Consider the following 26,328-nt stretch of genomic DNA (forward strand, 5'->3'; position numbering starts at 1 on the left):
CGCCTGCGGCTTTGCGCGGTTGAGTCATGCCATGTGACGGCGAGTGTGACAACGATGTCGGGCAGCCCACCGCTCAGGAATGGGCTTCGATATGCCACAGCTGCCAATTTAGGCCCGCACAGGAAGCTGGATCGTGTCGCTCGCTCGCGATGACGATTGCCGCATAGGTACGGCCAATGGTCGCCCGAAACGAAAAAATTCCCTGTCGCCCGGCAACGCGCTAGTCTTGTCTTCGATGAGCGACGAAGAATTCGATCTCCGGCCGCCCGCCCATGAAGCGCTGACGATCGCGATCGATGGGTGGGAAGGGCCGCTCGACCTGCTGCTTACGCTTGCGCGGACCCAGAAGGTGGATCTCAAGCAGATCTCGATCCTGGCGCTGGTGGATCAATATATCCGGTTCATCAACCAGGCCCGCACGCTGAAACTGGAGCTTGCCGCCGACTATCTGGTGATGGCGGCCTGGCTCGCTTATCTCAAATCGGCCCTGCTGCTGCCGCGCGATCCGGAGGTGGAGCCGTCACCGGAGGAATTGGCGCTGCGGTTGCAGCTGCGCCTTCAGCGCCTGGACGCGATGCGCGAGGCCGGCGCGCGGCTGATGGCACGCGATCGGCTGGGCCGCGATATCTTCCGGCGCGGCAATCCCGAAGGGCTGCGGGTCGTGCGCCGGCCCAAATGGGAAGCGTCCCTGTATGATCTGATCGCGGCCTATGGTGCGGTGAAGGCGCGTAGTCAGCCTGCATTCCATGTCGTGTCGCGGCGTGCGGTGATGACATTGGACGAGGCGCTGGCGCTGGTGGCGCGCATGATCGGCCAGCGGCTTGATTGGGCCAGCCTTGAAAGCTTTCTGCCGGAAGGGCTGGCGCCCGACCATTATCGTTCCGCCGTCGCGTCCAGCTTTGTGGCGGCGCTGGAGCTTGCGCGTCAGGGCCGGCTGCAGCTGGACCAGACGGCTGCGTTCGCGCCGTTGATGGTGAAGGCGGCATGAGCCGCGTGGGGGAAGACGTCCGCGCGCTGGAAGCGGCCCTGTTCGCCGCCGAGGCGCCGATGACGCTTGCCGAAATCACCACGGCGACGGGCCTCGACTCTCCGAAACCGATACTTGCCGAACTGGCCGCGCTCTATGAAGGGCGCGGCATTGAGGTGGTCGAGCGGGGCGGGCGCTGGGCGCTGCAGACCGCGCCCGATCTGGCGCACATCCTGCGGCGCGAGCGCGAAGAGCCGCGCAAGCTCAGCCGTGCCGCAATCGAGACGCTGGCGATCATCGCCTATCATGAGCCCGTCAGCCGCGCGGAGATCGAGGCGATCCGCGGCATCCAGATGTCGAAGGGGACGCTCGACGCCTTGATCGAGGCCGATTGGGTGCGCCCGGCCGGCCGGCGCGAGGCCCCCGGGCGCCCGCTGGTCTTTGCGACGACGCCGGGTTTCCTCGATCATTTCGGCCTCGCCTCACGTAAGGATTTGCCCGGAATGGAGGATTTGCGCGCGGCGGGCTTGCTCGATCCAATCGATTTGGCACTTGAAACGCAGCTATCGGTGGAAAAGGAAGAGGTTGAGGACTAGAGAGGCTGGATTAAGCCTTTGGAGAGTTCAAATGGGCTCGTTTTCAATCGTCCACGTCCTGATCTTCGCGGTCGTCGCGATCCTATTGCTGGGGGGCGGTCGCTTCTCGAACATGATGGGTGACGTCGCCAAGGGCGTGAAGCAGTTCAAGAAGGGCATGGCGGAGGACGATGATGCATCGACCAAGCCGGCGGCCCGGTTGCAGGCCCAGCCCCCGGTCGATCCCAATCCCGATCAGAAGCTGCAGCCCGCCAAGGACGATCGTCCCGCGCAGTAAGCAGGCAGATGTTCGACGTTAATCCGACCGAATTGCTCCTGCTCGGTGCGGTGGCGGTTGCCGTCATCCCGCCCAAGGATCTGCCGCGCGCGATGCGGTTTGCCGGCCAGTGGATCGGCAAAGCGCGCGGCATGGCGCGCCATTTCCAATCGGGTATCGACGAGATGATCCGGCAGGCCGAGCTGGACGAGATCGAAAAGAAGTGGCGCGAGGAGAATGAACGGATCATGCGCGAACATCCGCTGCATGATGCGATCGAACATCCGGAGGAGCCGATGGCGGCCCTGCCCGGGCCCGATCATGCTGCCACTGACGGCATGATCGACGAGGGACCGGATCCGCGCGTCGCCGAAAACGGAACTGAGCTTCCGCCTGCACCTTATGCTGCGGAGCATGCCGCGGCCATGTCGGCCCCCGCCGCCGAGGACGGGCCTGAACTTCCTTTGGGTCTGCCGCCGAAGCAATGACCGACGATCATGACGAAATCGACGACAGCCGCGCGCCGCTGATGGATCACCTGATCGAGCTGCGAAAGCGCTTGATCTGGTCCTTCGCCGCATTGGGCGTGTCCTTTGCGGTCTGCCTGTATTTCGCGCGGCCGATCCTGTCGTTCCTGGTCCATCCGCTCAAGGCCGCAGGGCAGGACAAGATCATTTACACCCAGGTGTTCGGGGCATTCCTGACCGAGGTGAAGGTCGCCTTCTTTGCGGGGTTGATGATCTCCTTCCCGATCATCGCCAATCAATTGTGGCAGTTCATCGCGCCTGGCCTCTATCGCAAGGAAAAGCGCGCGCTGCTGCCGTTCCTGTTGGCGACGCCGGTGCTTTTTCTGCTCGGCGCGAGCCTGGCCTATTTCATCGCCATCCCACTGGCGCTCAAATATCTGCTCGGTTTTTCGGGGGATCTTGGCGGCGTCCAGCAGGAGGCGCTGCCGGAGCTTGCCAATTATCTGAGCTTCATCATGCAGTTCTTGTTCGGCTTCGGCGCGGCGTTCCTGCTGCCGGTGCTGCTGATGCTGTTGGAGCGGGCGGGGATTGTCACGCGCGGGCAGCTGATCAAGTTTCGCCGTTATGCGATCGTGGTGAACTTCGCGATCGCGATGGTGCTCAGCCCGCCGGACGCCGGATCGATGTTCCTGATGGCGGTGCCGCTGGTGGTTCTCTACGAGCTGGCGATCGTCGGGATCTGGTTCACCGAGCGGAAACGCCAACGGGCAATCGCTGACACGCTGCCAGTACCGAAAGCATAAGAAAAGGGCGCCGCTCCATTGGAGCGACGCCCTTTTCTGTTAGATTTTAGACTTACTTGGAATCTTCGGCGGCGTTGCTCACGGCCTTACCAGCCGACGATACGTCCTTACCGGCGCCCGAAACCGTGTTGCAGGCTGCCAGGAGCAGGGTGCCGGCGATGAGGGTAGCTTCCAGAACCTTGCGAACCATGTTGATGCTCCATTCATAAGGCGCCGCATGGCGCGATTGCGGGGATTGAATGCCGCTGCGGGTAAATAGTTCCGGCAGCGATCCGATCTGACGTGAATACAATTTGGGCCCGAAGGCGTCACCGGGGGGGAGGATCGACGCGTTCGGGCCCATGTGTTTGGACAGCGAGAGCGGGGGGGCAAAAGGTCGCTATCCGAATGGTAAAACGGGCTTGATTAGCAAGGGTTCCGCGATGGACAGCAATTTTTCGATTATTTTGCCGCCGCTGCCTCTCGCTCCGGATCGGGCGTAACCACCAGTGCGATCACATAGCGCCCCCGCACGGGATCATAGTCCAGGGTCGAGCGCAGCTGCCGCGAAAGGCCGGTGATGATGCGTTCGAACCGGACGCGGCCGGTATCATGCGCGCATGCTGCCTCGGTCAGGCCATGGGCTTCCATCGCCAATATGGCACGATCGGGGCTGTCGCCCGGCGTCAGGGTGAGGGCGATCTTGCCGGCCGGGTCGCACGTCATCACCAGTTCGACGATTTCGGTGATCAGAAAAGCGACCGGAACCGCGACATCCTGCGTGATGAAGACCGGTATCATGTCCAGCGTGATCGTCATATGCGCGGCGCTGGCTGGCGCGGTCGCGCGCAGATTGGCGGTCAGTTCGGCAACGATGGAGCGCAACGCGACACCGCGATTTTCCTCAAGCTCCGCATAATGGTTGCGATGCACAACCGCGAGCGCGTCGACGCGGCGCTGTATCGAGGCATAGGCGGCCGCGACGTCGCCTTCGGTGCCGCGCGCATGCAGGTTGATCAGGCTGGCGACCACCTGCAGGTTGTTCTTGACGCGATGATGCACTTCGCGGGTCAATTTGACCTGGCGGCTCAGTCCCTCTTCCAGCTCCAGCTCGCGCGCGACCAATTGCGCGGCGGTCGCTTCCAACGCTTCGCCTAGCGACCGTATCTCTTCGGCGGGCGTGGTGATGCGCGGTAGGATCAGGGGGCCGTCGCCCGGCTGATAAACGGCAATGGCGCCCTGCATCTGGCGCAATGGCCGCACCAATAATTGATCAAGCACCACCCAGGAAATGGCGGCGGCGGCGGCCCACATCAGCAGGGGCAACAAGACGAGCAGCACTTCGACAGCGCTGATCGGGCTCGCCGCGATCGTCAGTAACAGGCGGATCTGGCCGCTTGCGGCCGGCGTAGCGACCTCCACCCGGCGCACCATCGGGGTCACCTTGCCAATGGTTGAAATCGTGAGCGTTCGTTCGCCCTGCATCAGGGTGATGCCCTGGCTGCTGTCCGTCGCCAGCACTTCGTGCAGCAAGGTGCGGGGGACTTCGCCGATGCCGTACATCCCGCCGGCCGCCGGCACGATGAAGCGCATCCCCTGATTATCAGGCAGCAAGGTGGCCGCCAGCCCCGGATATTCAGGGCGCGGCAAGCCTGCCGTATCGAAGCCGCGCGTCGCGCAGGCGAGTGCGCCATCCGCCTTGAACAAGGCCAGCTTGATCTCTTGTCCCAAGATCGCCTGATCGCGCGCCAAAAGCGTGCGGCAGACGCTGCGATCGGGTGCTGGCCCGGTGAGGTTCGCGCGGATCATCGACGCCGCCCGCAGAAGAAGAATGTCGATCTGGCGCGCTTCGGCGACTGCAACGACGCGCGCGTCGGCTTCCCGGCGCGACTGCTTGGATTGGGCGGATTGGACGGAAGCGAACAGGGCGATGAGCCCCAACGGCAACAGGGCTGCCGTCAGGATCAGCAGCATCTTGGTGCCGGTGGAGAAACGGGCGGGGGCTAGACGCGCGAAAAAAGGTGTGTCTGCGTTTGTGGCCATCGGGCTAAGGCCCGTCAGGTCAGCTTGCCGAGCAGATCGAGAAATTCCTGCGGCACGTCTTCGCTCACCGCTTCTTCATAGGCGTTACGAAGCGCGTTCGAAACATGCGGATCCGACCCGCGCGAAGCACGTTTCACCGTTCCAGATGCTTGCTTATCGCGACCGGTCAGCCTGGATGTATTGTCCGCCGTCAAACCGAACGCCCCCCGCAGAATATCATCGTCCAGCCGCACTCTACAGCCTGCCTAAAAAACCCAGCTTAACGACAGGCGGTCAGCAACCCAGGGCCGCTAACCGATTCGATCCGGATCATCATAGTGCCGGAAAGTCCTGCGTTAACCGTGAAACCAAAACACTGCAGGTTTGTTCCACATATCGGGCAAAGAATCAGGCGCCGCCTGCCTCGGGGGTTTCGGTCGTGAGACGGATGGCTTTCGGTTGCATCGGTCGTGGCGCTTGCCCACAATGGAATTTCTTCACAGGAGCTGTAAATCGCCATGTCGCTCGGCCAGGATCTCGCACCTCACCTTCCTTTCCTGCGCCGCTATGCCCGCGCACTTACGGGCAACCAGAAGCATGGTGACGCCTATGTGCGGACCGCGCTGGAAGCCATCGTCGCCGCGCCGGGCGAATTTCCGCGCGACGTGGACGTGCGGCTCGGATTGTATCGTACCTTCCAGCGTATCTGGCAGTCCACCAACAGCGAAAGCCGGGCGGACGAAGAGGCGGGCGACGATGCGACCAACGTCGCCGACGCGCGTCTGGCCCGGATCACGCCGCGCTCGCGTCAGGCGCTGCTGCTCACCCAGCTCGAGGGCTTCACGCCCGAGGATACCGGCTATCTGATGGAAAGCAGTGCGGCCGAGGTCGAGGCATTGGTTTCGGAAGCGATCGCAGAGATCGAGCGGCAGACGCATGCCGACGTGCTGATTATCGAGGACGAGCCGATCATCGCGATGGATCTGGAGACGATCGTGCGCGACCTTGGCCATAACGTCACCGGCGTTGCCGTCACGCGCGACGAGGCAGTGGCGCAGGCGCGCGCGCACCGCCCCGGTCTGGTCCTTGCCGACATTCAGCTGGCAGACGACAGTTCGGGCATCGATGCGGTCAAGGACATCCTGGCCGAGTTCCAAGTGCCCGTGATCTTCATTACCGCCTTCCCCGAACGCCTGCTCACCGGTGAGCGGCCCGAGCCGACCTTCCTGATCACCAAGCCTTTTCAACGTTCTACGGTGAAAGCTGCGATCAGCCAGGCGCTCTTCTTCGACGCCGCCACCGTTCCGGCCTGATCGGCCCCAATGGAACTCCGTTACAGTGTGTCCGTTGACACACTGTAACGATTACGGGGCGCGGGCTATGGCCGAAGAAGAAACACATCTGTCGCGCACGGAAGCGCGGGCAGGGCAATCCAATCACATGACGCGCTACATCCTACCGGCGTCGCTGGCGCTGGTGGTGATCCTGTTCATCGCGATCTTCTTCTTCTGGCACTGAGCCTGGCATGATGTGCTATTGCAGGGTTAATCCGCGCCCCCATCTGTATGGGCGCGTGCCGTCGTGTTCGGCTCACGGAGAGATTTTTTGACAGATCCGATTGTGGACGAAGACGACGAGCTGGAACATGTCGCGGAACCGGTCGAGCATGTCTCGCTGTCCGATGACGAGTTCCGCGACGAGCTCGGCCGTGTCATCCCGCACCTTCGCGCTTTCGGCCGTTCGCTCTCGGGCAACCGGGATCTGGCCGACGATCTGGTGCAGGAAACGCTGCTAAAGGCATGGGCGGCGCGCAAGCGCTTCCAGGCCGGCACGAACATGCGGGCATGGACCTTCATCATCTTGCGCAACCTGTTCCTCAGCCAGATGCGGCGGGCCCGGTTCAAGGGCGAGTGGGACGATCTGACGGCAAGCAAGATCCTCGCGGCGCCTGCCAGCCAGGAACGGCATGTCGATCTGGGCGATCTTCAGCGCGCCTTGTTGCATTTGCCGCAGCCGCAGCGCGAGGCCCTGATCCTCGTGGGTGCGGGTGGGTTTGCCTATGAGGAAGCGGCAGAGATTTGCGGGTGCGCCGTTGGCACGATCAAGAGCCGCGTTGCGCGCGGTCGGGTCGCGCTCGAGCAATTGATGTCGGGTGGGAAGCTGCCGTCGCGTCGCGACGACGAGAATACGGGCCATAGCCCGTTGCACGACATCATGGGCGAGGTAGACGATTTAAGCCGCGGCCGCTGAAACGAGTGACAGGTGAATTGTCGCTCAATTCAACCGATCGAGCAGTCGCTTCATCTCGTCAGGCATCGGCGGCACGGCGCCAAAACTGCCGAGTAACGCACGACGAACCCCCTCGTGGGCCGCGGGTGCGTCCACAACATGCTGGCTGTGTCGGCTTTCGCCCGGCGCAGCGCCGCGGGAATTACTCGACTTATTCATCTATGTTAGAACGTCGTAACTTCAGCATAGTTGCGATATCCTGGCGGCCGGACGCAGAATTGAGCCAGCATGGCGCGAATTGATTCCTCGGCTTTAACGCAGGCAATTGCGCGCGCGGAGGCATTCTCGCCTTTTCTACGGCAGCTGATCCGGCAGCGGCCCGAACTTATCGACCATCTCGCGCAGGATGGCCTGGCAGCCATGCTTGCGTCAGCCGCCGACACGAGCCGGGACGACAGCAATGTCATGCGAGCGCTGCGGCGCGAACGGCAAGCGGTTAGCCTAGGCGTGGCATTGGCCGACCTTGCCGGCGCCAGTTTCGAGACGGTGACGACGGCACTAACCGATTTCGCCGATCGTGCGCTCGATCGCGCGATTACGGCCGCGCTCGCCGAACGCAGCGACGCACCTCCAACCGGGTTCGCGGCGATCGCGCTGGGCAAGCAGGGCAGCCGCGAGCTCAATTATTCGTCGGACATCGATCCGATCCTGTTGTTCGATCCCGCTACGCTGCCGCATCGGGCGCGGGAGGAGCCGGTCGAGGCCGCGGTCCGTATCGCACGGCGGGTCGTAACGTTGCTGCAGGAACGTACCGCCGACGGCTATGTCCTGCGGGTGGACTTGCGGTTGCGCCCGGCCGCCGAAGCGACGCCGCTGGCCGTGCCGATCGACCTGGCCATTACCCATTATGAAGCGAGCGCACTCCCCTGGGAGCGCGCCGCCTTCATTCGGGCGCGCGCGTCCAGCGGGGATCGGGCGCTCGGTCAGGCATTCCTGGATCATATCCGCCCCTTCGTCTGGCGCCGGGCGCTGGATTTCGGCGCGCTGCGCGAGATACGCGCGCTGTCGCGCCGCATCCGCGAGCATCATGCGCAAGGGCAGACGCTCGGGCCGGGCTACGATCTCAAGCGGGGTCGCGGCGGCATCCGCGAGGTCGAATTTTTCACCCAGATCCATCAGTTGATCCATGGCGGCCGCGTGCCGGCCGTACGCACGCCGGCCACGCTGGAGGCGCTTGCGGCACTGGCGGACGCGGGCGTCATCGCTGCCGACGAAGCGGCAAGCCTGGCGGAGGCCTATCGGCTGCTGCGCACATTAGAGCATCGGTTGCAGATGGTGGACGACCAGCAGACACACCGCCTGCCACTGGATGCGGGCGCGCTCGATGGCGTCGCCAGGCTGTCGGGTTGGGAGGATAGTGCAGAGCTGATCGCCGCACTCGCCCCGTCGGTCGAAACGGTTGGCCGGATCTATGATGCGCTGGACGAGGCGGACAAGGACGATGCGCCCGCGCTCGACGACATTGTTCGTCAGGGTGGTTTCGACGATCCGGCCGCCGCGCGCCAGCGGATCGCGGCATGGCGCGAAGGACGTACCCGGACAACCAGGAGCGACGCGGCTCGTGCGGCGCTGGAGGCGGTCCTTCCCGCGTTGATCGCGGCATTCGGAAGCGCGCCCGTGCCCGACACCGCGCTCAACCGGTTCGATGATCTCGTGGCGCGTCTGCCGAGCGCGGTGAATCTGTTCCGGCTGCTGGAGGCGCGGCCGGCGTTGATCGGCCAGCTGGGCGCGATCCTCAGTCATGCGCCGCGACTGGCGGACGCCTTGTCGCGGCGCGCCACGCTGCTGGACGGGCTGATCGACGTCAGCGCACTCGAACCACCGCCCGCGGTGGATGCGCTCGCCGAATCCTGGGCGCGGGGCGAGCGCGGCGACGATTATCAGGCTCTGCTGGATCGTGTGCGGATCGCGGTGGGCGAGCGGCGCTTTCAGCTCGGCGCGCAGCTCATCATCGGCGGTGAAGACCCGATCGAAGTCGGGCGGGGGTATGGCCGTGTCGCCGAGGCCGCGCTGCGCGTGGTCGCGACGGCGACGGTGGTGGAGTTCGAAGCGATCCACGGCCGCATTCCCGATGGCGAGCTGGTCATCCTGGCGCTCGGTCGGATGGGGGGCGGGGTGCTGACGGACGCGTCCGACCTCGATCTGATCTTCCTGTTCACCGGCGAATTCCTGGTGGAATCGGATGGCGGCAAGCCCCTGGGCGCCACCACCTATTTCAACCGGCTGGCGCAGCGGGTGACGGCGGCGCTGTCGGTACCGACGGCGGTCGGGCCGCTTTATGACGTGGACACGCGGCTGCGGCCCTCCGGCAATCAGGGCCTGCTAGCCGTCTCGACGGACAGCTTTGCCCGCTATGAGGCGGAAAGCGCGTGGACGTGGGAGCATATGGCGCTGACGCGGGCGCGGCCGTTATTCGGCAGCGACGCGGCGCGGCGTGCGGTCCAGGACATCATTGATTCGACCCTGCACAAGCCGATCGACGCGACCGTGCTGGCGGCCGACGTGGCAAAGATGCGGCTCGAGATCGCAGGCCATAAGCCGCCGGCCGGCCCATTGGACGTCAAGTTGATCGAGGGCGGGCTGGTCGACGCCGAGTTCACGGTGCATCTTCTGCAGCTACGCGAGAAGCTAGCTTTCTACCCGGATCTCGGCCGCGCGATTTCGGCGCTGGAAGAGACGAAGCTGATCGATGGCGGTTTCGGCCGCGCCTTCGCGTTGCTGACGCGCATGCTGGTGACGTTGCGGCTCGTCTCCCCCCAGTCGACCGAGCCGCCGGCGGCATCGCGTTCGCTGGTCGCGCTCCGATGCGGCTATGACGATTGGGATGGGCTGATGGCGGCCTATGCGGATGCGCGCAGCCTGGTCGGACGGGAGTGGCGCCGGGTTGCTGGCCTGGAGTAGGGCGGTCCGGATCGAATCTGGAGAATGACTATGGTCAAGGAAGGCGACAAGGCCCCCGACGTGACGTTGCAGATGGCGGATGGCAGCCTCGCGCCGCTGTCGCAGTGGCCGCGGCCTCTGGTCCTCTATTTCTATCCGAAGGATGATACGTCTGGCTGCACCGCCGAGGCGAAGGACTTCTCGGAGCTTGGCGCCGCCTTTGCGGATGAAGGCGCAACCCTGCTCGGCGTTTCGAAGAATAGCCCGAAAGACCACGCCAAATTCACCGCCAAATATGATCTGACGGTGCCGCTCGCGACCGATGCCGACGGCACGGTTACCGAGGGCTTTGGCGTCTGGGTCGAAAAGAGCATGTATGGCCGCAAATATATGGGGATCGAGCGCGCCACCTTTCTGATCGACGCGGACGGGCGGATCGCGCGTGCGTGGCGCAAAGTGTCGGTTCCGGGCCATGCGCAGGAGGTGCTCGCCGCGGTACGCACGCTGAAGGAGGCTGGCGCATCCTGAGCCTCGCCGCCGCTGCGCGACAGGTTCTGGAAACGGCTGCGCCTGCCGCCAAGATAAAGATCGCCCGCAAGGTTGGGCGCGACTGGCGGGCGGGGCGGCTGCATTGGCAGTTCGACGTGGTTATGCCTGACCGCCCCGTGCGCGGGGATCGGCCCGAACTGCTGCCACCCAACCGCATGCCGCGACGCGGCAAGGGCGGCACCGCCGCGAACCGGGTCGCGCTGCTCCATGCCATCGCGCATATCGAATATGTCGCGATCGACCTGGCATTCGATATGGTCGGCCGATTCGGCAGTCTGTTCCCGCGGACTTTTGCCGACGATTGGATTCGCGTCGGCGCGGAAGAGGCGATGCATTTTGCGCTGGTCGATCGACGCTTGCACCAGCTCGGCAGCCATTATGGCGCCATGCCTGCCCATGATGGTTTGTGGGACGCGGCCGGGCAGACCGCGCACGATCCGGTTGCCCGCCTGGCGATTGTCCCGATGGTGCTGGAGGCCCGCGGCCTGGACGTGACGCCGCAGATGATCGAGCGCTTCGAGGCGGTGGGGGACGAGGTTTCCGCAGCCATCCTGCGGCGAATTTTGCGCGATGAAATCAAGCATGTAGCCGCCGGTGTCCACTGGTTCGAACAGGCCAGCGCAGCGGGTGGCGATTCTGCGTCGGCCGCGTGGCAGGCGCTGGTCGAAACCCATTTCCGTGGCGGCCTGAAGCCACCATTCAACGACTCAGCCCGCGCCGCTGCCGGTTTGACGACGGAATACTACGAAGCGGTTGCACAAGCGCACGCATGTCGGCCAGAAAAGTTCCCGTCGTCGCGGGAGGGGCAAATCTCGAGGCGTACAGCTTAATATCACCGTGCGGGGGGCCGTGCGGTCCAGGATCGCCGGAGAGACAATGATCGCTTCCACCGTCGCTATCCGCGCCTTGCGCGCGTTTGGACTTACCGCGAGCGCCGTGCTCATGCTTTCACAACCCGTATTGGCCGCCGGCCTGCCGGCGCCGCAGCGCGGGGACAAGATCGAGCCGACGGGCGGCCCGCTGCTTCCCGCGAGCGAGGCCGATAGCCGCTTCCACAGCCTGTTCCTGTCCTGGAAGAAGGCGGATGCGGTCGCCACGCCGGGCGCGATCTCGGTACCCTCGTCGAAGCCGGTACAAAGCGCGACCTACACGTCGGGCTATGGCGTTCGCTCCGATCCGTTCCGCGGCAGCGCCGCGATGCATGCCGGTATCGATCTTGCGGCACCGGCTGGTACGGCGATCTATGCAACCGCCGACGGTGTGGTGGACCGCGCCGAATGGTCGGGCGGTTACGGCAACCTCGTCGAGATCGATCATGGCAAGGGCCTGCAGACCCGCTTCGGTCATTTGTCGCGCGTTCTCGTCCATGCCGGCGACCGCGTCGTTCGCGGCCAGATGATCGCGCTGATGGGCTCCACCGGCCGTTCCACCGGCAGCCATCTTCATTATGAGGTCCGGATCGACGGTCACGCCGTCAATCCCGTGCCCTTCCTGCAGTCGGCTGATTATGTGACCGCCATGGAAGCACGCACGGCTGCCGGCATCGCGCTGGGTGGCCCGGATGATGCGAACAACGATCAGGACTGACATCCCGGTCATTGTCGTGATGGCGTGACGCGCCTATCTAAGCCTTATGACGGACGTCGATATCACAGCCTCTGCCGCGGCGCGCGTTGCCGCCATCGCGGGCAAGCAGGGTAAACCCGCCATTCTGCGGCTGGCGGTGGATGGCGGTGGGTGCGCGGGCTTCCAATATAAGTTCGAGATGGCCGAACATGTCGACTCGGGCGATACGGTTGCCGAGCGGGATGGCGTGCGACTGGTCGTCGATGCGGTCAGCCTCGATCTGCTACGGGGCAGCGCGGTCGATTATGTGGAAAATATGGGCGGCGCAGCCTTCCGCGTGACCAATCCCAACGCAGCGTCGGGGTGCGGGTGCGGAACCAGCTTCTCGATCTGATCCGGCTGGCTTAAGCCGGTCGCATGAGGATCGCGACCTACAATGTAAATGGAATCAGCGCGCGGTTGCCCCGCCTGCTGGAATGGCTCGAGGAAACGCAGACCGACATCGTGTGTCTTCAGGAACTGAAGGCGCCCGACGAGCGGTTTCCCGAGGCTGAGATTGCCGCCGTCGGCTACAACGCCGTCTGGCACGGGCAGAAGAGCTGGAACGGCGTCGCAATCCTCGCGCGTGGCCAGGACATCGCGCTGCGCCGTAAAGGACTGCCGGACGATCCGGATGAGGGCCACAGCCGGTACATCGAAGCCGAGGTCAATGGGCTCATCATCGGTGGCCTCTATTTGCCGAACGGCAATCCCGTGCCCGGACCCAAGTTCGACTATAAGATCGCCTGGTTCGAAGCGTTGCTCGCCCACGCGCGTACCTTGTTCCTGACGGAACGGCCCGTCGTGCTGGCGGGCGACTGGAACGTCATCCCGACCGATCACAAGGCGGACGTCTTTTCGGCGAGCCGCATGGCCGCGGACGCGCTGATGCAGCCGGAAAGCCGATCCTGCTTCTTTCGGCTCAATCATGCGGGCTGGACCGATGCGCTACGCGCGCTTCATCCCGACGAGGCGCTTTATACCTTCTGGGACTATACGATGAACGCCTGGGCGCGCGATGCCGGCTTCCGCATCGACCATCTGATGCTCAGCCCGGCAGCGGCGGACCGATTGGTGGAGGCGGGTGTGGATAAGACGTTTCGGGGTCGCGAAAAAGCCAGCGACCATGCCCCCACCTGGATTAATATCCGTCCCACCTAGAAGTATCCTGCCATCGGTAATACTCATTTCGGCGCAATCGACAGTTGTAATGCGGTTCATTCCCGAAGAACCAATTAGGGAAGCGCGATAGGCAGAGGGATGTTGATCTACCTTCAAAATCTCATCCTGGAAATGGTGGCGCGCGGCGAGGCATTGCGCACGACCACAGATCGATTGTGCCGGGAAGTCGAGCGGCTGATCCCCGATGGCATCTGCGCGATCTGGGGTGTTGAGCCCGATGGCGTGCTGCGTTCGGTCGCCGCACCCGGACTTTCCCAAGATCATCTGAACGCGATCAACGGAATGAATGTGGCCTCGCCGCTCGCGACATGTGAGCCGCCCACCTTCCGCAGTTTCGGCATCGCGCTCACGGACATCAATTCTGATCCAGCCTGGATCGGCTACCACACCGCCGCGCTGCCCGAAGGGCGGCAGACCTGCTGGTCCAGCCCGATCGTATCCGCCGAACGGCTCGTAGGGGTATTTGCATTCTATTTCGAGAGCCGGCGCGGCCCGACCAGCTTCGAGACGGAAATCGCCGCGACCAGCGTGCAACTCTGCCGGATCGCGTTCGAGCGGGATCATGGGCTGCGGGTCAATCAGCGCCTGCTCTATACCGACTCGCTGACGGGCCTGCATAACCGCGCCTGTTTCGAGGAGGCGCTGGTGCAACCGCCCTCCAGCGGTGGATCGGCACTGCTGCTGGTCGACATCGATCATCTCAAGACGGTGAACGATACGTTCGGCCATGCGGCGGGCGACAGCCTGATTCGCGTGGTCGCTGCCCGCCTCGCGGAGGCGGCGGCGCCCAACCTGGCGTTTCGCGTCGGTGGCGATGAACTGGCGGTGCTGGCGCATAACAAGGATGTCGTCTCACTCGCGCAGCGGATTCTGTCCGCGCTGGGGCAGCCTGCGGAATGTGCGGGCCACACTTTGGTGCCCAGCATCACCATTGGTGCGGCGGTCCGCGCGATCGATGACAAGAGCGGCGTGATCATGCGGCAGAATGCGGATCTCGCGCTCTATCATGGCAAGGACGATGGCGGCCGCGGGACGCTCGTTCTGTATACGTCCGAATTGCGTACCCGGATGAATCGGCGTTTGCGCGCGATCGATCAATTGCGTCGGGCGCTGGCGCAGAACCGCATCGAAGCGCGCTATCAGCCGATCGTGCGGCTGGACACGGGGGCCGTCACCGGTTTCGAGGCACTGGTACGCATTCGCGGACGCGATGGGCGGTTGGTGCCGGCGTCCGAATTCCACGACGCTTTTGCCGACGCCCGCAACGCCGCCGAGGTAACGCGCGCGATGCTGCGTGCCGTGTCCGCCGACTTACGAACCTGGCTGGACGCCGGCATTGCGGTCGGTCGCGTCGCGGTCAATCTGGCACCGGCCGATTTCGCCCACGGCCATCTGGTCGAAGAAGTACAGGAGATTTTCGTCGTTGCCGGCGTGCCCCTGGATCGGCTGACGCTGGAGATCACGGAGTCCGTTTATCTGGGCCGGCGCGAATTGTTCGTGCAGCGGCAGATGGAGCAGTTGCGCGCGCTTGGTATCAAGCTGGCGCTCGACGATTTCGGGACCGGTTATGCGTCGCTGACGCATTTGCTGTTCACCCCGGTCGATACGCTGAAGATCGACAAATCCTTCGTCGATCATCTCGACAATGAAGGCCAGGCGGGCGGCGCTGTAATCAACGGGCTGATGCGTATCGCCGAAAAGATGGGCGTGGATGTGGTGGCAGAGGGTATCGAGACCGTCGAGCAGCGCGAACGGCTGATGGAGCTTGGGTGCCGCATGGGGCAGGGGCATCTGTTCGCCGAAACGCTGGACAGCGATGCGGTGGCAAATCTGATGCTAGCCATGCCCGTGCGCCTGCCCTCAACCCCGCTGCCCACGACCTTGCGCGTCAGCGGCATCCGGCGGCGGGTTCAGCCCCGCGCCGCGTGAGGCACGATCACAAAGCCTTTTCGTAGATGCGGTAGGTCTTGTTGATCTGCGATTCGATCGTCGAGGCGATCGAGTTCATTCCCTGATTGTCTTCCAGGATCCAGCCGATCTCGGAATGCGTCGACCCGTAGTTTTTCAGCGCGGCCTGCCGCGTCTCCTCAATCATCATGAAGGCCAGTTGGCTCGCCATACGGCTTGCCTGCAAGCGCTTCAGCACGCCCATCAAGGGCACTCGGGTCGTGCGGACCTTGGGCACACCGGTCAGTCCGCCATTAAGGCGCCATAGCAATTTGATGAAGCCGAAGGGGAACAGCTCGCCATTGAGGTCGGCCTGCATCTCGTTGAGATCGGGCCAGGTCATCATGAAGGCGACCGGCTCTCCATCTAGTTCGGCGATTTTAACCAGATCGTTGAAGATGATCGGCTTCATCTTCTTTCCGGCGAAGGCGATCTCGCTCTCGGTAAAGGGTACGAACCCCCAATTCCCGCTCCACGCATCGTTCAGGATCGCGAGGATGATCGCGGCCTCCGCGGCGAACTTCTTCTTGTTGACGTCGCGTACGACAATGCGCGGGTTTTTCTGGCCTGACTGCACAATCCGCGCGACGATCGGCGGAAAATCCTTGGTAATGTCGAGATCCCACGTGTGAAGGTCTTTGACCTTCTCGTAACCCCAGCTCTCCACCCATGCTTCGTAACGGGCGTCGTCATAGCCCATCATCACGGTCGGCGGATGATCGTGCCCCTTGATCAGCAGGCCGGGCTCTTCCCAGATCGACATGCTGATCGGGCCGATCGAACGCTTCACGCCGTGGGCACGCAGCCAGTCCTCGGCGGCCGCGATCAGCAGATCGGCGATCGCCTTGTCTTCGGCATCCAGATAGCCCCAATTGCCGCTGTCCGCGCCGCCGCCTTTATCCGGCGGCATCGGCGTCCACATATGATCGATCGAGGCGGAGATCCGGCCAACCACCTGCCCGTTGCGCTCGGCCAGGAAAAGTTGCGCGTCGGCATGTTCGAAGAACGGATTCTTGCCCGGCGTAATCAGCCCGTAGGCCTCATCCTTGAGCGGCGGGATCCACGCGGGATTGCCGGCGTATAGTCGAAAAGGAAGGCTGACAAAGGCCTTGCGGTCCGCCTTGGTGAGTACCGGGCGGATCGTAATCCCGTTCGACATATAGGCTTATCCCCTGATGCGGGTGGAAGGGTGACCCGTGGCGACGCCACCGGATAGTTCGGCAACCTTGGGATACAGTTTCGCAACCTCGGGCGTGTAGCCTAGGTTGAAGACCGTCGGACTCTTCTTGCGCTCGCTCACCTTGGCGTAGCTCGTCCCGAACAGGCGATCCCAAAAGAAATTGGTGATCCCGAAATTGCCGGTTTCATCGTGGAAGTGATGCGCCATGTGGCGCTGCTTCATCTTCACCAGCAGGGGATGCTTGGGGGTATAGGCCAGGTGCTGGATGCAGTGGCAGAATTCATAAAAAGCGGTGGTCAGCAGGCCCGATGCGAAGCCTGCGGCCGCGCCGCCGATCCCGCCGAGCAGGTAGCCGACCGGCATCGTGGCGAGCATGATCGGCGGCAGCGTCGTGTGGAGCGCGCCGAACAGGATTTCCAGGCGATTGGGATCCTGATGATGATCATAGTGGATGCGCTTCCAGGTTGCCGCCAGCATCGGCACCTTGAACATCCAGCGGCTGTGCAGGACGAAGCGGTGGAGCGTATACCAGACGAGCGGGTAGAGCAGCACGGCCATCGCGGCCGACGCCACCGTCGCTAGCGCGGGCGCAGGATAGGCAAACCAGACGCCGATCGCCGCTGCCGCCAGCAGCAGATAGGCGATCACCGCCGGATACTGAAAATAGGCGACCACCAACTGCTTCAGGTTCATGCGGTCGAGATGGTGCTCACGCCGCCAGAAGCTGGGTTTAACTGAAACAATCGTCACGCTGTATTTCCCTCGGATGCTGAGGCACATTTAGTGCCTGCACCCTCGTGCCGCAATGCGGCGGTTTGTGGGCGACACCGTGGGTGTTTAGTGCGCTTGCGACGTATCCACCGCTTTGACCGGCTTGGGAACCGCCCAAATCATTACAGCCGAAATCAGCAGCAGCACGGTTGCGATCTGGAAAACATGGTCGAGCGAGATGACCAGGCTCTCCTGCGTCAGCAGGTTTTCCATCATCTGCCGGACCTGCGCGGCGGAGAAACCTTGCGATTCCAGCTGATTGACCAGGCCGGGCGGCTGGTTGATCGATCCGACCATCTGCGCATGCGCCCTGATCGCGCCATTGGCCCATAGGGTGGTCGCGATCGACGTGCCGACAGCGCCGGACAGCGTGCGCATGAAGCTGGACAGGCCGGCGGCGGACGCCGTCTCATTCTTGTCCACCGAGCTGAGCGACAGGATCGTCAGGGGGACGAAGAAGAAGGGCATGCCCAGGCCCATGGCCAGGTGGGGCAGGGCCAGCGTCCAATAATCGACGCTCGACGTCCAATCGGACCGCACATAGATGCAGCCCGCCATCCAGACGATGCCGAAGGACACCAGCAGGCGCGGATCGAACTTGCCGGTCAGCTTACCGACGATCAGCGAGAAGACGACCGCCAGCAGCCCCTGCCACGCGGTGACATAGCCCGACCATTGCGCGGTATAGCCCATCGCACCCTGCAGCCATTGCGGCGTCACGACGACCGCTGCGAAGAAGGTGCCATAGGTCAGCGCGAGCGCGAGTACGCTCGCCGAGAATCCTCGATGTCGGAAGACGCGCAGATCCACCGCGGGATTGCGATCGGTCAGCTCCCAGATCAGGAATACGAGGAAGCCGACGCCGGCGATGATCGCCAGGACCCAGATGATCGTTGAATGAAACCAATCGTGATCGCGGCCGATATCGAGCATGATCTGCAGCGCACCGACCCAGATGACGAGCAGGATCATGCCGCCGACATCGATCCGCGCGCGCACCTTGTCGGTCTCGCAGCCGCTCACCAGCATATAGCTGCCGACCACGCAGGTGATCGCGATCGGAATGTTGATGAAGAAAATCCAGTGCCACGACCAATTGTCGCTGATCGTCCCGCCCAGCACCGGTCCGGCAATCGGCGCGACGACCGTGGTCATCGCCCATAGTCCCATCGCCTGACCGCGCTTGGCCGACGGGAACACGCGCAGCAGCAACGTCTGGGTCAGCGGCATGATCGGACCGCCGCAGATGCCTTGCCCGATTCGTGCCGCGACCAGCGCGCCCAAAGTGGGTGACAGGCCGCACAGGATCGAAAATATGCAAAAGCCAGTCATCGCGAGCAGATAGGTGCGGACCGTACCGAACCGTGCGGCCAGCCAGCCGGTCAGCGGAACGCAGATCGCCTCCGCCACCGCATAGGACGTAATGACCCATGTGCCCTGGTCCGGCGCGATGGCCAGGCTACCGGCGATATGCGGAACCGACACGTTGGCGATCGACGTGTCGAGCACCACCATGAAATTGCTGAGCGCAAGCACGCCGCCGGCCGCCCACATCCGGCCGCCCGACAAGGCACAGCCATCCTTGCTCCCGGCGGGCTTACCGGCCATGGCGGCGCTGGCCACCGGTTAGTTTCCGACGTCGATCGTTGCGTCAACCGACAGCCCGACGCGTAGGGGATGTTCTTTTAGCTCGGCTGGATCGAGCATGATGCGGACGGGCAAGCGCTGGACGACCTTGATCCAATTGCCCGTGGCATTCTGGGCGGGGATGATGGCGAAGGCCGATCCGGTGCCGCCCGCCAGACCAACGACCGTGCCGTGATAGACGACACTGCCGCCATACAAATCCGCCGTCATCCGTGCCTTCTGGCCAATCTTGACCTTCGTCAGCTGGCCTTCCTTGTAATTGGCATCGACATACATGCGATCGACCGGAACGACCGTCATGATCGGCACACCTGCGGCGATGCGCTGGCCGATCTGGACGTTGCGCTGTGCGATGACACCGTCGAACGGCGCGCGGATGATCGTGCGCGCAAGGTCCAATTTGGCCGCGTCGAGCCGCGTGCGTGCGGCCGCGACATCGGGATTGTCCTGGATCGAGCCACGTACCAGCGCCTGATTGGCGTTGTAATTTTCGGCGGCGGCGACGCGATTGGCACGGGCCTGGGCAATGCCGGACCGCGCCACCGCCAGCTGCGCTTGCGCCGATGCGAAAGCGTTGGTGGCCGATGTCAGTTCGTCGCCCGATACCGCACCGGATTTGGCGAGGCTCTGGCGTCGCGCAAGATCGACACGCGCCTTGTCATAGGATGCCTGCGCCGCCGTCATCTCGGCTTGCGCACGATCGATATCGCTGTTGCGGGCACCGATCTGTGCCTGCAGGGCGCCACCGGTAGCCGATGTCTGCCGGAATTGACGCTCGGCCTGGGCAAGATCGGCCTCGGCCCGCTCCAGCGCGATCTTCGCATCCGACGGATCGATCGTGACGAGGATGTCGCCCTTGTGGACGGCCTGAGTATTGGCGACGTGGACCGCCTGCACGGGGCCGGCCACCAGCGGCGTGATCTGCGCGGTATCGGCACCGACATAGGCATTGTCGGTCGAGACGTGCCGCACGCCGATCAGGAAGTGATATAAGGTGAAGATCAGCGCGATGCCGACCACCACGGCGGCCAGCAGCGTCAGCCATTTGCGCCGACGCTGGCGCAGCGTCTGGCCGGGCGCCTCGTCTTCGGTCTGGGGCGCAGCGGCCGTTTGCGGGTTGGGTTGATCGGCCATGCGGCTGCTCCTGAGTATCAAACGCCGCTAAAGCCGCCGCCGAGCGCGCGCACCAGCGCGACGTCAAGCGTGAAGGCCCTGGCGGAAAGGTCGGCAACGCGGCGGCGGGCTCCAATCAGCGCCTGCTCCGCGGTAAGCACATCGAGATAGGTGGACAGGCCGGCGCGGTAGCGCAGCCGCGCAATTTCGAAGGCCTTTTGACTGTCGGCCAACGATGCGCGTGCATTATTGGTCTGATCGCCCAGCGCGCTGCGACTGGCAACGGCGTTGGCGACGTCCTGAAGGGCTGCGATCAGGGTGCGGTCATAGTCGGCCACTGCCGCGTCATAATCTGCACGGGCAACCCGATAGTCGCCCGAACGACGCCCATTGTCGAAGATCGGAAGCGTGAGGGCAGGGCCGACATTTCCATAGGTCGAGCCGGACTTGAGCACGTTGCCAAAGCCGAGCGCCTGCAAACCGACGAGCCCGCTCAGGCTGATGTCCGGATAGAAAGCGGCGCGCGCGGCCTTGATCCGTTCCCCCTGCGCTTCGACGCGGGCGCGGGCTGCGACGATATCGGGACGGCGACCGACCAGATCGATCCCGGCCGAGGGCGGCAGAGCGAGCGTGACGAGACCCGACGGCTTGGGCCGCGCGATGGTCAATCCTCGATCGGGGCCGGTACCGGTCAGCGCCGCCAGTTGATTGCGGGTCAGGGCGATCTGTTCGTCGATGGCGCCCAGATCGGCGCGCGATGCCGGAACGGCCGCGGCTGCCTGGCGCAATTGGCCCTGCGTGTCGATGCCGTTGCGCACGCGATCCGAGACCAGCCCTGCCGTCTCCTGCTGAATACGTAGTGCTTCCTCGGCAACATCGCGTTCGTCATACAGCCGGGCGAGATCCGCATAGGCGGTTGCGATCGAGGTCGCGAGCGTCAGCCGGGCTTCGGCATTCTCGACCCGTGCAGCGCCTTCTTCCGCCAGCGCCGCGCGGAGCAGCGCGTGATTACGGCCCCACAGGTCCAGATCCAGGCTGAACCGTGCGTCGATATTGCCCGTATCCTTCCAGCCCTGCGGCAGGAACTCGCGGGGGAAGCCGTTATTGTAGCTTTGCTTGACCTGGCCGGCATTGCCCTCGACCCCGATCGTTGGGCCGAGCGGCGCACGGCTGGTCCGGGCCAGGCCCTGCGCGCGTGCCAGGCGGGCCGCGGCCGCGGCGATATCCGGCGATCCGGCCACGCCTTCCGCGATCAATTGATCGAGCTGGGGATCGCCATAGGCTTTCCACCAGCCGTCACCAGGCCATTGTCCACCCTGGTCCGGAAGGCTTTGCTGCGCTGCAAGACTGGATGCCGTGCGGGGCGTTGGCTTTTCGCCCAGATTCGGGACGCACGCCGCCAAGGGCACGAACGCGCCGAGCAACAGCAGCCTTGCCAACCGATAATTCATGAAACCGCAAATCCGTACCGTTGCGTACGCGAAGCAGATGGGCGTCACCCCAGTACTTGTCAACCCGATGCCGTACCCTATAGTATTGTTATGGAAATGAGCAATCCCTCCGGACGCCGTGCGGTACGAAAGGCTGATCGCCGCCGTACGATTCTGGAGGTTGCCGAGCGATCCTTTCTGGATCGTGGCTTTGCGGACACGTCGATGTCCACAATCGCTTCGGAGCTGGGTGGTTCCAAGACAACTTTGTGGAGCTATTTTCCGTCCAAGGACGAATTGTTCGCCGCCGTGATCGACACGAAGATCGAGGCGTTTCGCCGCGTGCTGGATGAGGCGCTTATTCCGGCAGGCGGCCCCACCGCGGCCCTGTCCCGCTTCGGCCATGCCCTGCTGAACAAGATGATGACGTCGCAGTCGATTGCGCTGCATCGGCTGATAGTCGCGGAGGCGGGGCGATTCCCGACTGTCGGGGAGGCGTTCGCCCGATGCGGGCCGGATCGGGTACGCGCGCGGCTTGCGCGCTATATTGAGGAGGAAATGGCGGCAGGACGATTGCGCACGGGCGATCCGTTGACCGCTGCACGTCAATTTGTCGCACTTGTTCAGGCAGGATGCTATTTCGACCGCTTATGGCGGCCGGCGGGCGCGCTGAGCGTCCAGATCAACGAAGATGTTGCGGCGGCGATCGAGACATTCATGCGCGCATGGGGACCAATCGAATCATGACGGACGGCGCGTGGACGGCATTGCTGCTCGCCGGGCAGCGCCCCGGCGTCGACCCCCTTGCCGCGGCCTTTGGCCAAGAATGGAAAGCGCTGGTCAGTGTCGCGGGGGAAGCAATGCTGTCGCGCGTTGCCAAGACGCTGCTGGCCAGCCCCTCGATCGGGAGAGTGGTGATCGTTGCGCAGGAACCCGAACAGCTGTTCGTTGGCGATTGCGCGTGGCTGGCCGAGGTCCCGCGAATTTCGACGGCGGTTTCGACCAGCGGGATCGCCAGCAGCATTTCCGCGCTTGCCGGAACCGGCGAGGCGCAATGGCCGATCCTGGTCACCACCGCAGATCATCCGCTGCTGACGCCTGCGATGGTCGAAGCCATGATTGCCGGGTCGGCCGAAGCCGATGTCGCGGTGGGCGTCGTCTCCAGCAAGGTGCTGCTCGCCGCATATCCGGAGAATAAGCGCACCTGGCTCAGATTCGCGAAAGGGGCCTGGACCGGGGCAAACCTTTTCACATTGTCGTCGACGCGCGCGCGCCCGGCGCTTCATGCCTGGAGCGCGGTGGAGCGGGATCGCAAGAAGGCGCTGAAGCTTATCTGGCATTTCGGCCCACTGCTGGCGGTGCGCGCCGTGACCCGTACGATCACGCTGGCCGGCGCGCTCGGCAAGGCCGGCCTGCGGCTCGGCGCGATCGTGAGGCCGGTCCCGTTACCCTTTGCCGAGGCCGGGATCGACGTCGATAAGCCCAGCGATCATGCGCTGGCAGAACAGATACTGGCCAAGCGCGCCTAGACCGGCGCCTTGGCGGCTTTGCCCGCATTAAGGCGCTGCGTATAATGATGCCAGGTGAAGACGGCTGCGGCACCACGGTGGGGGCGCCATGCCTCGGCAAGGGCGCGCACCGACTTTTCGGACGGACGTTCGGGCAGACCAAGAAGCTGGCCGACTTCTTCCTGTACGGCCAGGTCGCCCGCCGGCCAGACGTCCCCGCGGCCCTCGGCAAACAACAGGTAAATTTCCGCCGACCAGCGGCCAATCCCTTTGATGCGGGTCAATGCCGCGATCGCCGCCTCGTCATCGTCCGGCAGGTGGGACAGATCAAGCGAGCCGCTGGCGACCAGCTCGCCCAGGCTTTTTGCGTAAGAGATTTTCTGGCGCGACAGGCCGGCGCCGCGCAGCAACTCGTCCGGCGTGGCCGCCAGCACGGCGGGATCGATTTCGGCGCCGACGACCTCTGCCAACCTGGTCCAGATCGCATCGGCGGAGGCGACGCTGACCTGCTGGCCGATGATCGTCCGCAGCAGCGTCACATGCCCGCGTGCGCGCAAGCGGGGCTCGGGATAACCATGGCGGGCCAGCCCGGCCACGAAGGCGGGCTCGATCCGTGCCAGTGCATCCAGGCTGCGTTTCAGGTGTTCAGCGCTCAGGCCCACGGGCTGCTCTCCAATTGCGCTTGGCGCCAGGCCACGACATAGGCCTCGTCAGCGTCTCATTCGAAAGGTTCGATAATGCCCAAGCTGATCGTCGTCACCCGCGAAGGCGAGGAGCGCCAGGTAGAGGGGGATGTCGGTCTCTCGGTCATGGAAGTCATTCGCGACGCTGGCATAGATGAATTGCTCGCACTGTGTGGCGGCTGCTGCTCCTGCGCGACCTGCCACGTGCACGTCGATCCCGATTTTGCGGATCGCTTGCCGGCCATGAGCGAGGATGAGAATGAATTGCTGGCGATCTCCGACGATCGCGACGCGACGTCGCGTTTGTCCTGCCAGATCCAGTTCACGCCTGCGCTGGACGGGATGCGGGTCACCATCGCAGCCGAGGACTGATGCGGTCCGCGGCTAACGGGTAAGCAGCTCGCGTAGCCGCGCGACATCCGGATCGGTGCGCAAAGCGCGCAGGGCGCGGCCGAGTTCGGCATCGGTCGCGTCTATCCCGCTGCGTGGATCCAACAGGTAGCGCAGCATATCGTTTGCGACCGCGCCCAGGATCGTCTGCGCGTCTGGCTGTGACAGCGGGACGCCGGCAAAATCGGCCAGCGCATCGATCAGCTTCGGCAGCGGCAGGAAAGAACAGGCGGTGCCCAGCCGGGGCCGACCGCGCACTTTGTCCCAGCCGAGCGACGCCGCCGCCCGGGCGCCGTTAAAGATCTGGACATCGGCGCTGAGCGAATCGAGCAGTGCGCCGAAGCGGCGTTTGGTGCCGGAACGCCGCCCGATCACCATGATCTTGGCGGTGACGCGGCCGCATAGCTCGAGATTGTGGATCGCGCTGCCCTCGGCGAACACGATGTGCTCTGCCGCCTGAAGCAGGCCGACGAGCGTGGGGAGGGCAATCTCTTCCGGCCGGACGATGGTGAAGCCGGCCTGCGCCAGCAGGCTCTCGATCAGGCTCTCACCCAAATAGGTCCCGCTGCGGATATGGTGCGCGCGCGACACATAGAGCTTGCGCGCGGGTTCTACCGCGGGTGCGATCGGCACCAGTGGGAACAGGTCGAGATAGTCGGCGAACAAGGTCCCGCCACCAAGCGCGCGTCCCTGCGCGGGAACATAGAGGGTTTCGAACAGGGTAGGCTGCTCGACCAGCATCACGCGGTCCGGCGCAATGCCGCACATGTCCAGCACAGCGTCGAACCAGGCGGGGCGGGGCGAGCCGGCATACGCCTGAAATATGATCGGCGCCGTGCGGAGCTGCGGAAAGGCGTGCGCGGCCCATAATCTATGGATGCACTCTGCGATCATATGGCCGAAATGCGCAAAATAGGGACCGGCATAGAGTGCGGCCTGGTGCACCATGGGCAGATCCGCGCGGGCCTCCGCCGGCTGCACTTCCAGCCGGTTCACGGGGCCTTCCGGCGTGTCCGCGCGGATATGAGTGAGGGTTATGCCCGGTGTGGTGGCGACGCAGCCGATGCCGGACGGGTGTGCAGCGGCAATGAGAGGCCCGAGCACCGCATCCGCAACCCGGAGCGGTTCAGGCCAGGTCACGCGCGTGTTGCGACCGCATACAGGGCGATAGCGGCGGCGTTGGAGACGTTCAGGCTCTCCACCCGCGGGCTGATCGGCAGCTTGGCAAGTTCGTCGCAATGCGCCTCGGTATTCTGTCGCATGCCTTCGCCTTCGGCGCCGAGCACCAGCGCGACCCGCGCGCCGGCGATGGCGTCGCCCAGCAGCCGGGGCGCCGAACCGGTCAGGCCGATCCGCCAAAAGCCCGCTTCGCCAATCTCGTCCAGCGCCCGGGCGAGATTGACGACGCGTACCCACGGCACGATCTCCAGCGCACCCGAAGCGGACCGGGCCAGCGCACCCGACTCCGGCGGTGCATGACGATCCTGTGTCACCAGGCCGAGCGCATCGAAGGCGGCCGCCGAACGCAATACCGCGCCGACATTATGGGGATCCGTCACCTGATCGAGCACCAGCAACGGACGCTGATTGCCCACGCCTTGCTCCAGCAGATCGCCCAGCCAGATGTCGGGCAGGGGATCGACTTCGATCACGACGCCCTGGTGGGGCGCATCCTGCGGCACCAGCCGGCCGAGATCGGCGACCTCGGCATAGGTTACCGGAAGATCGGATGGGAAACCGCCAAATGCGGCCAGCGCTTCGCGCGTGCCCCAGACGCGCCGAACGTTACGCTCGGGATTGGCGAGGGCCGCCGAAACGGCATGGCGCCCCCAGAAGCGGGGACGATTGGACGGAGCTTGGGAGGGACGATGGCCTTTGCGCATGCGCGTCCTCCTAATGCGATCCACGCGCGGCGTCCGCCCCAAAATTGCATTGGGTGTTTTGAGCTCCCCACCGAAGTCGTGGTTTGACGGGCGCACGAGCAAGCGGCGCGGCATCGGCAGGGCAGATTGTGGAGAGTAGGCGCCTCACTGCGCTTCAAGACACAATGAGGACGCCCGCAGC

29 protein-coding genes are annotated in these 26,328 nt (G+C 64.2%); 18 read left to right on the forward strand and 11 right to left on the reverse strand.

Features of this window, described 5'->3' with window-relative positions; translation table 11 throughout:
* Positions 1-235 precede the first annotated feature (235 nt).
* From ACSBM8_RS03845 to tatC, 5 genes are read left to right on the forward strand one after another with little or no spacing between them, the layout of a single operon-like run.
* Positions 236-988, forward strand: coding sequence for a segregation and condensation protein A (locus tag ACSBM8_RS03845; protein ID WP_442680340.1), 753 nt, complete (start codon positions 236-238; stop codon positions 986-988).
* A complete protein-coding gene (gene scpB, locus ACSBM8_RS03850) occupies positions 985-1,563 on the forward strand; it encodes an SMC-Scp complex subunit ScpB (protein WP_442680341.1) in 579 nt (192 codons plus the stop codon). The genes ACSBM8_RS03845 and scpB overlap by 4 nt, the downstream gene beginning before the upstream one ends.
* 31 nt (positions 1,564-1,594) lie before the next feature.
* The gene (locus tag ACSBM8_RS03855; protein ID WP_442680342.1) at positions 1,595-1,840 is read left to right on the forward strand and encodes a twin-arginine translocase TatA/TatE family subunit; all 246 of its coding nucleotides are present in this window, start codon (positions 1,595-1,597) and stop codon (positions 1,838-1,840) included.
* Positions 1,841-1,848: 8 nt separating this feature from the next.
* Positions 1,849-2,307: a Sec-independent protein translocase subunit TatA/TatB gene (locus tag ACSBM8_RS03860; RefSeq protein WP_442680343.1), complete on the forward strand. Its 459-nt coding sequence runs from the start codon at positions 1,849-1,851 to the stop codon at positions 2,305-2,307.
* A complete protein-coding gene (gene tatC, locus ACSBM8_RS03865; RefSeq protein ID WP_442680344.1) occupies positions 2,304-3,089 on the forward strand; it encodes a twin-arginine translocase subunit TatC in 786 nt (261 codons plus the stop codon). Before ACSBM8_RS03860 ends, tatC begins: the two co-directional genes overlap by 4 nt.
* A gap of 52 nt (positions 3,090-3,141) precedes the next feature.
* Here tatC and ACSBM8_RS03870 read toward each other — a convergent pair whose 3' ends face one another.
* The 3 genes from ACSBM8_RS03870 to ACSBM8_RS03880 all read right to left on the reverse strand — a co-directional run bounded on the left by ACSBM8_RS03870 (position 3,142) and on the right by ACSBM8_RS03880 (position 5,248).
* Positions 3,142-3,279 (reverse strand): entericidin A/B family lipoprotein, encoded by a 138-nt coding sequence (locus ACSBM8_RS03870; RefSeq protein WP_442681480.1) that lies wholly within the window; start codon positions 3,277-3,279, stop codon positions 3,142-3,144.
* A 251-nt stretch (positions 3,280-3,530) separates the two neighbouring features.
* Positions 3,531-5,111 (reverse strand): sensor histidine kinase, encoded by a 1,581-nt coding sequence (locus ACSBM8_RS03875; protein WP_442680345.1) that lies wholly within the window; start codon positions 5,109-5,111, stop codon positions 3,531-3,533.
* Positions 5,112-5,125: 14 nt separating this feature from the next.
* The gene (locus ACSBM8_RS03880; RefSeq protein ID WP_442680346.1) at positions 5,126-5,248 is read right to left on the reverse strand and encodes a NepR family anti-sigma factor; all 123 of its coding nucleotides are present in this window, start codon (positions 5,246-5,248) and stop codon (positions 5,126-5,128) included.
* A gap of 360 nt (positions 5,249-5,608) precedes the next feature.
* Between ACSBM8_RS03880 and ACSBM8_RS03885 the strand changes: the two genes are divergently transcribed.
* The 10 genes from ACSBM8_RS03885 (at position 5,609) to ACSBM8_RS03930 (ending at position 15,524) form a co-directional block, all read left to right on the forward strand.
* On the forward strand, positions 5,609-6,403 hold the full coding sequence (locus ACSBM8_RS03885) for a response regulator (protein ID WP_442680347.1): 795 nt from the start codon (positions 5,609-5,611) through the stop codon (positions 6,401-6,403).
* Positions 6,404-6,470: 67 nt separating this feature from the next.
* Positions 6,471-6,608: a hypothetical protein gene (locus ACSBM8_RS03890; RefSeq protein ID WP_442680348.1), complete on the forward strand. Its 138-nt coding sequence runs from the start codon at positions 6,471-6,473 to the stop codon at positions 6,606-6,608.
* A gap of 87 nt (positions 6,609-6,695) precedes the next feature.
* Entirely contained in the window at positions 6,696-7,340 is a 645-nt protein-coding gene (locus tag ACSBM8_RS03895; RefSeq protein WP_442680349.1) for a sigma-70 family RNA polymerase sigma factor, read from the forward strand.
* A 267-nt stretch (positions 7,341-7,607) separates the two neighbouring features.
* Positions 7,608-10,280, forward strand: coding sequence for a bifunctional [glutamine synthetase] adenylyltransferase/[glutamine synthetase]-adenylyl-L-tyrosine phosphorylase (locus ACSBM8_RS03900; protein ID WP_442680350.1), 2,673 nt, complete (start codon positions 7,608-7,610; stop codon positions 10,278-10,280).
* A 30-nt stretch (positions 10,281-10,310) separates the two neighbouring features.
* Positions 10,311-10,787 (forward strand): peroxiredoxin, encoded by a 477-nt coding sequence (locus tag ACSBM8_RS03905; protein WP_442680351.1) that lies wholly within the window; start codon positions 10,311-10,313, stop codon positions 10,785-10,787.
* The gene (locus ACSBM8_RS03910; protein ID WP_442681481.1) at positions 10,781-11,638 is read left to right on the forward strand and encodes a ferritin-like domain-containing protein; all 858 of its coding nucleotides are present in this window, start codon (positions 10,781-10,783) and stop codon (positions 11,636-11,638) included. Before ACSBM8_RS03905 ends, ACSBM8_RS03910 begins: the two co-directional genes overlap by 7 nt.
* Positions 11,639-11,684: 46 nt before the next feature.
* On the forward strand, positions 11,685-12,395 hold the full coding sequence (locus ACSBM8_RS03915; protein WP_442680352.1) for a M23 family metallopeptidase: 711 nt from the start codon (positions 11,685-11,687) through the stop codon (positions 12,393-12,395).
* A gap of 46 nt (positions 12,396-12,441) precedes the next feature.
* Positions 12,442-12,768 (forward strand): iron-sulfur cluster insertion protein ErpA, encoded by a 327-nt coding sequence (gene erpA / locus ACSBM8_RS03920; protein ID WP_442680353.1) that lies wholly within the window; start codon positions 12,442-12,444, stop codon positions 12,766-12,768.
* A gap of 23 nt (positions 12,769-12,791) precedes the next feature.
* On the forward strand, positions 12,792-13,574 hold the full coding sequence (xth, locus tag ACSBM8_RS03925) for an exodeoxyribonuclease III (RefSeq protein WP_442680354.1): 783 nt from the start codon (positions 12,792-12,794) through the stop codon (positions 13,572-13,574).
* 99 nt (positions 13,575-13,673) lie between these two features.
* Positions 13,674-15,524 (forward strand): bifunctional diguanylate cyclase/phosphodiesterase, encoded by a 1,851-nt coding sequence (locus tag ACSBM8_RS03930; protein ID WP_442680355.1) that lies wholly within the window; start codon positions 13,674-13,676, stop codon positions 15,522-15,524.
* 7 nt (positions 15,525-15,531) lie between these two features.
* Here ACSBM8_RS03930 and ACSBM8_RS03935 read toward each other — a convergent pair whose 3' ends face one another.
* The 5 genes from ACSBM8_RS03935 to ACSBM8_RS03955 all read right to left on the reverse strand — a co-directional run bounded on the left by ACSBM8_RS03935 (position 15,532) and on the right by ACSBM8_RS03955 (position 21,704).
* The gene (locus ACSBM8_RS03935; RefSeq protein WP_442680356.1) at positions 15,532-16,701 is read right to left on the reverse strand and encodes an N-acetyltransferase; all 1,170 of its coding nucleotides are present in this window, start codon (positions 16,699-16,701) and stop codon (positions 15,532-15,534) included.
* Positions 16,702-16,707: 6 nt separating this feature from the next.
* Positions 16,708-17,502, reverse strand: coding sequence for a sterol desaturase family protein (locus ACSBM8_RS03940; protein WP_442680357.1), 795 nt, complete (start codon positions 17,500-17,502; stop codon positions 16,708-16,710).
* Between the two features lie 57 nt (positions 17,503-17,559).
* Complete coding sequence (locus ACSBM8_RS03945) at positions 17,560-19,047, reverse strand: DHA2 family efflux MFS transporter permease subunit (RefSeq protein ID WP_442681482.1); 1,488 nt, start codon at positions 19,045-19,047, stop codon at positions 17,560-17,562.
* 72 nt (positions 19,048-19,119) lie between these two features.
* Complete coding sequence (locus tag ACSBM8_RS03950; RefSeq protein ID WP_442680358.1) at positions 19,120-20,274, reverse strand: HlyD family efflux transporter periplasmic adaptor subunit; 1,155 nt, start codon at positions 20,272-20,274, stop codon at positions 19,120-19,122.
* Between the two features lie 17 nt (positions 20,275-20,291).
* A complete protein-coding gene (locus ACSBM8_RS03955; RefSeq protein WP_442680359.1) occupies positions 20,292-21,704 on the reverse strand; it encodes an efflux transporter outer membrane subunit in 1,413 nt (470 codons plus the stop codon).
* Positions 21,705-21,908: 204 nt separating this feature from the next.
* Here ACSBM8_RS03955 and ACSBM8_RS03960 point away from each other — a divergent pair, with 204 nt between their 5' ends.
* Positions 21,909-22,430 carry a TetR/AcrR family transcriptional regulator C-terminal domain-containing protein gene (locus ACSBM8_RS03960; protein WP_442680360.1) on the forward strand — a complete coding sequence of 174 codons (522 nt, stop codon included), beginning with the start codon at positions 21,909-21,911 and terminating at the stop codon, positions 22,428-22,430.
* Positions 22,427-23,212: a nucleotidyltransferase family protein gene (locus tag ACSBM8_RS03965; RefSeq protein WP_442680361.1), complete on the forward strand. Its 786-nt coding sequence runs from the start codon at positions 22,427-22,429 to the stop codon at positions 23,210-23,212. Before ACSBM8_RS03960 ends, ACSBM8_RS03965 begins: the two co-directional genes overlap by 4 nt.
* Here the strand turns inward: ACSBM8_RS03965 and ACSBM8_RS03970 are convergent.
* Entirely contained in the window at positions 23,209-23,853 is a 645-nt protein-coding gene (locus ACSBM8_RS03970; RefSeq protein WP_442680362.1) for a DNA-3-methyladenine glycosylase family protein, read from the reverse strand. The genes ACSBM8_RS03965 and ACSBM8_RS03970 overlap by 4 nt on opposite strands.
* A 75-nt stretch (positions 23,854-23,928) precedes the next feature.
* On the opposite strand from ACSBM8_RS03970, the gene ACSBM8_RS03975 reads away from it, so the two are divergent.
* Positions 23,929-24,246 (forward strand): 2Fe-2S iron-sulfur cluster-binding protein, encoded by a 318-nt coding sequence (locus ACSBM8_RS03975; RefSeq protein WP_442680363.1) that lies wholly within the window; start codon positions 23,929-23,931, stop codon positions 24,244-24,246.
* A gap of 12 nt (positions 24,247-24,258) precedes the next feature.
* Here the strand turns inward: ACSBM8_RS03975 and ACSBM8_RS03980 are convergent, their stop codons facing one another.
* Positions 24,259-25,404: a glycosyltransferase 61 family protein gene (locus ACSBM8_RS03980; RefSeq protein WP_442680364.1), complete on the reverse strand. Its 1,146-nt coding sequence runs from the start codon at positions 25,402-25,404 to the stop codon at positions 24,259-24,261.
* The gene (locus ACSBM8_RS03985; RefSeq protein WP_442680365.1) at positions 25,401-26,147 is read right to left on the reverse strand and encodes a TrmH family RNA methyltransferase; all 747 of its coding nucleotides are present in this window, start codon (positions 26,145-26,147) and stop codon (positions 25,401-25,403) included. The genes ACSBM8_RS03980 and ACSBM8_RS03985 overlap by 4 nt, the downstream gene beginning before the upstream one ends.
* Positions 26,148-26,328 lie beyond the last annotated feature (181 nt).

This window comes from Sphingomonas sp. ASY06-1R (genome assembly GCF_052180265.1).
GTDB lineage: Bacteria > Pseudomonadota > Alphaproteobacteria > Sphingomonadales > Sphingomonadaceae > Sphingomonas_I.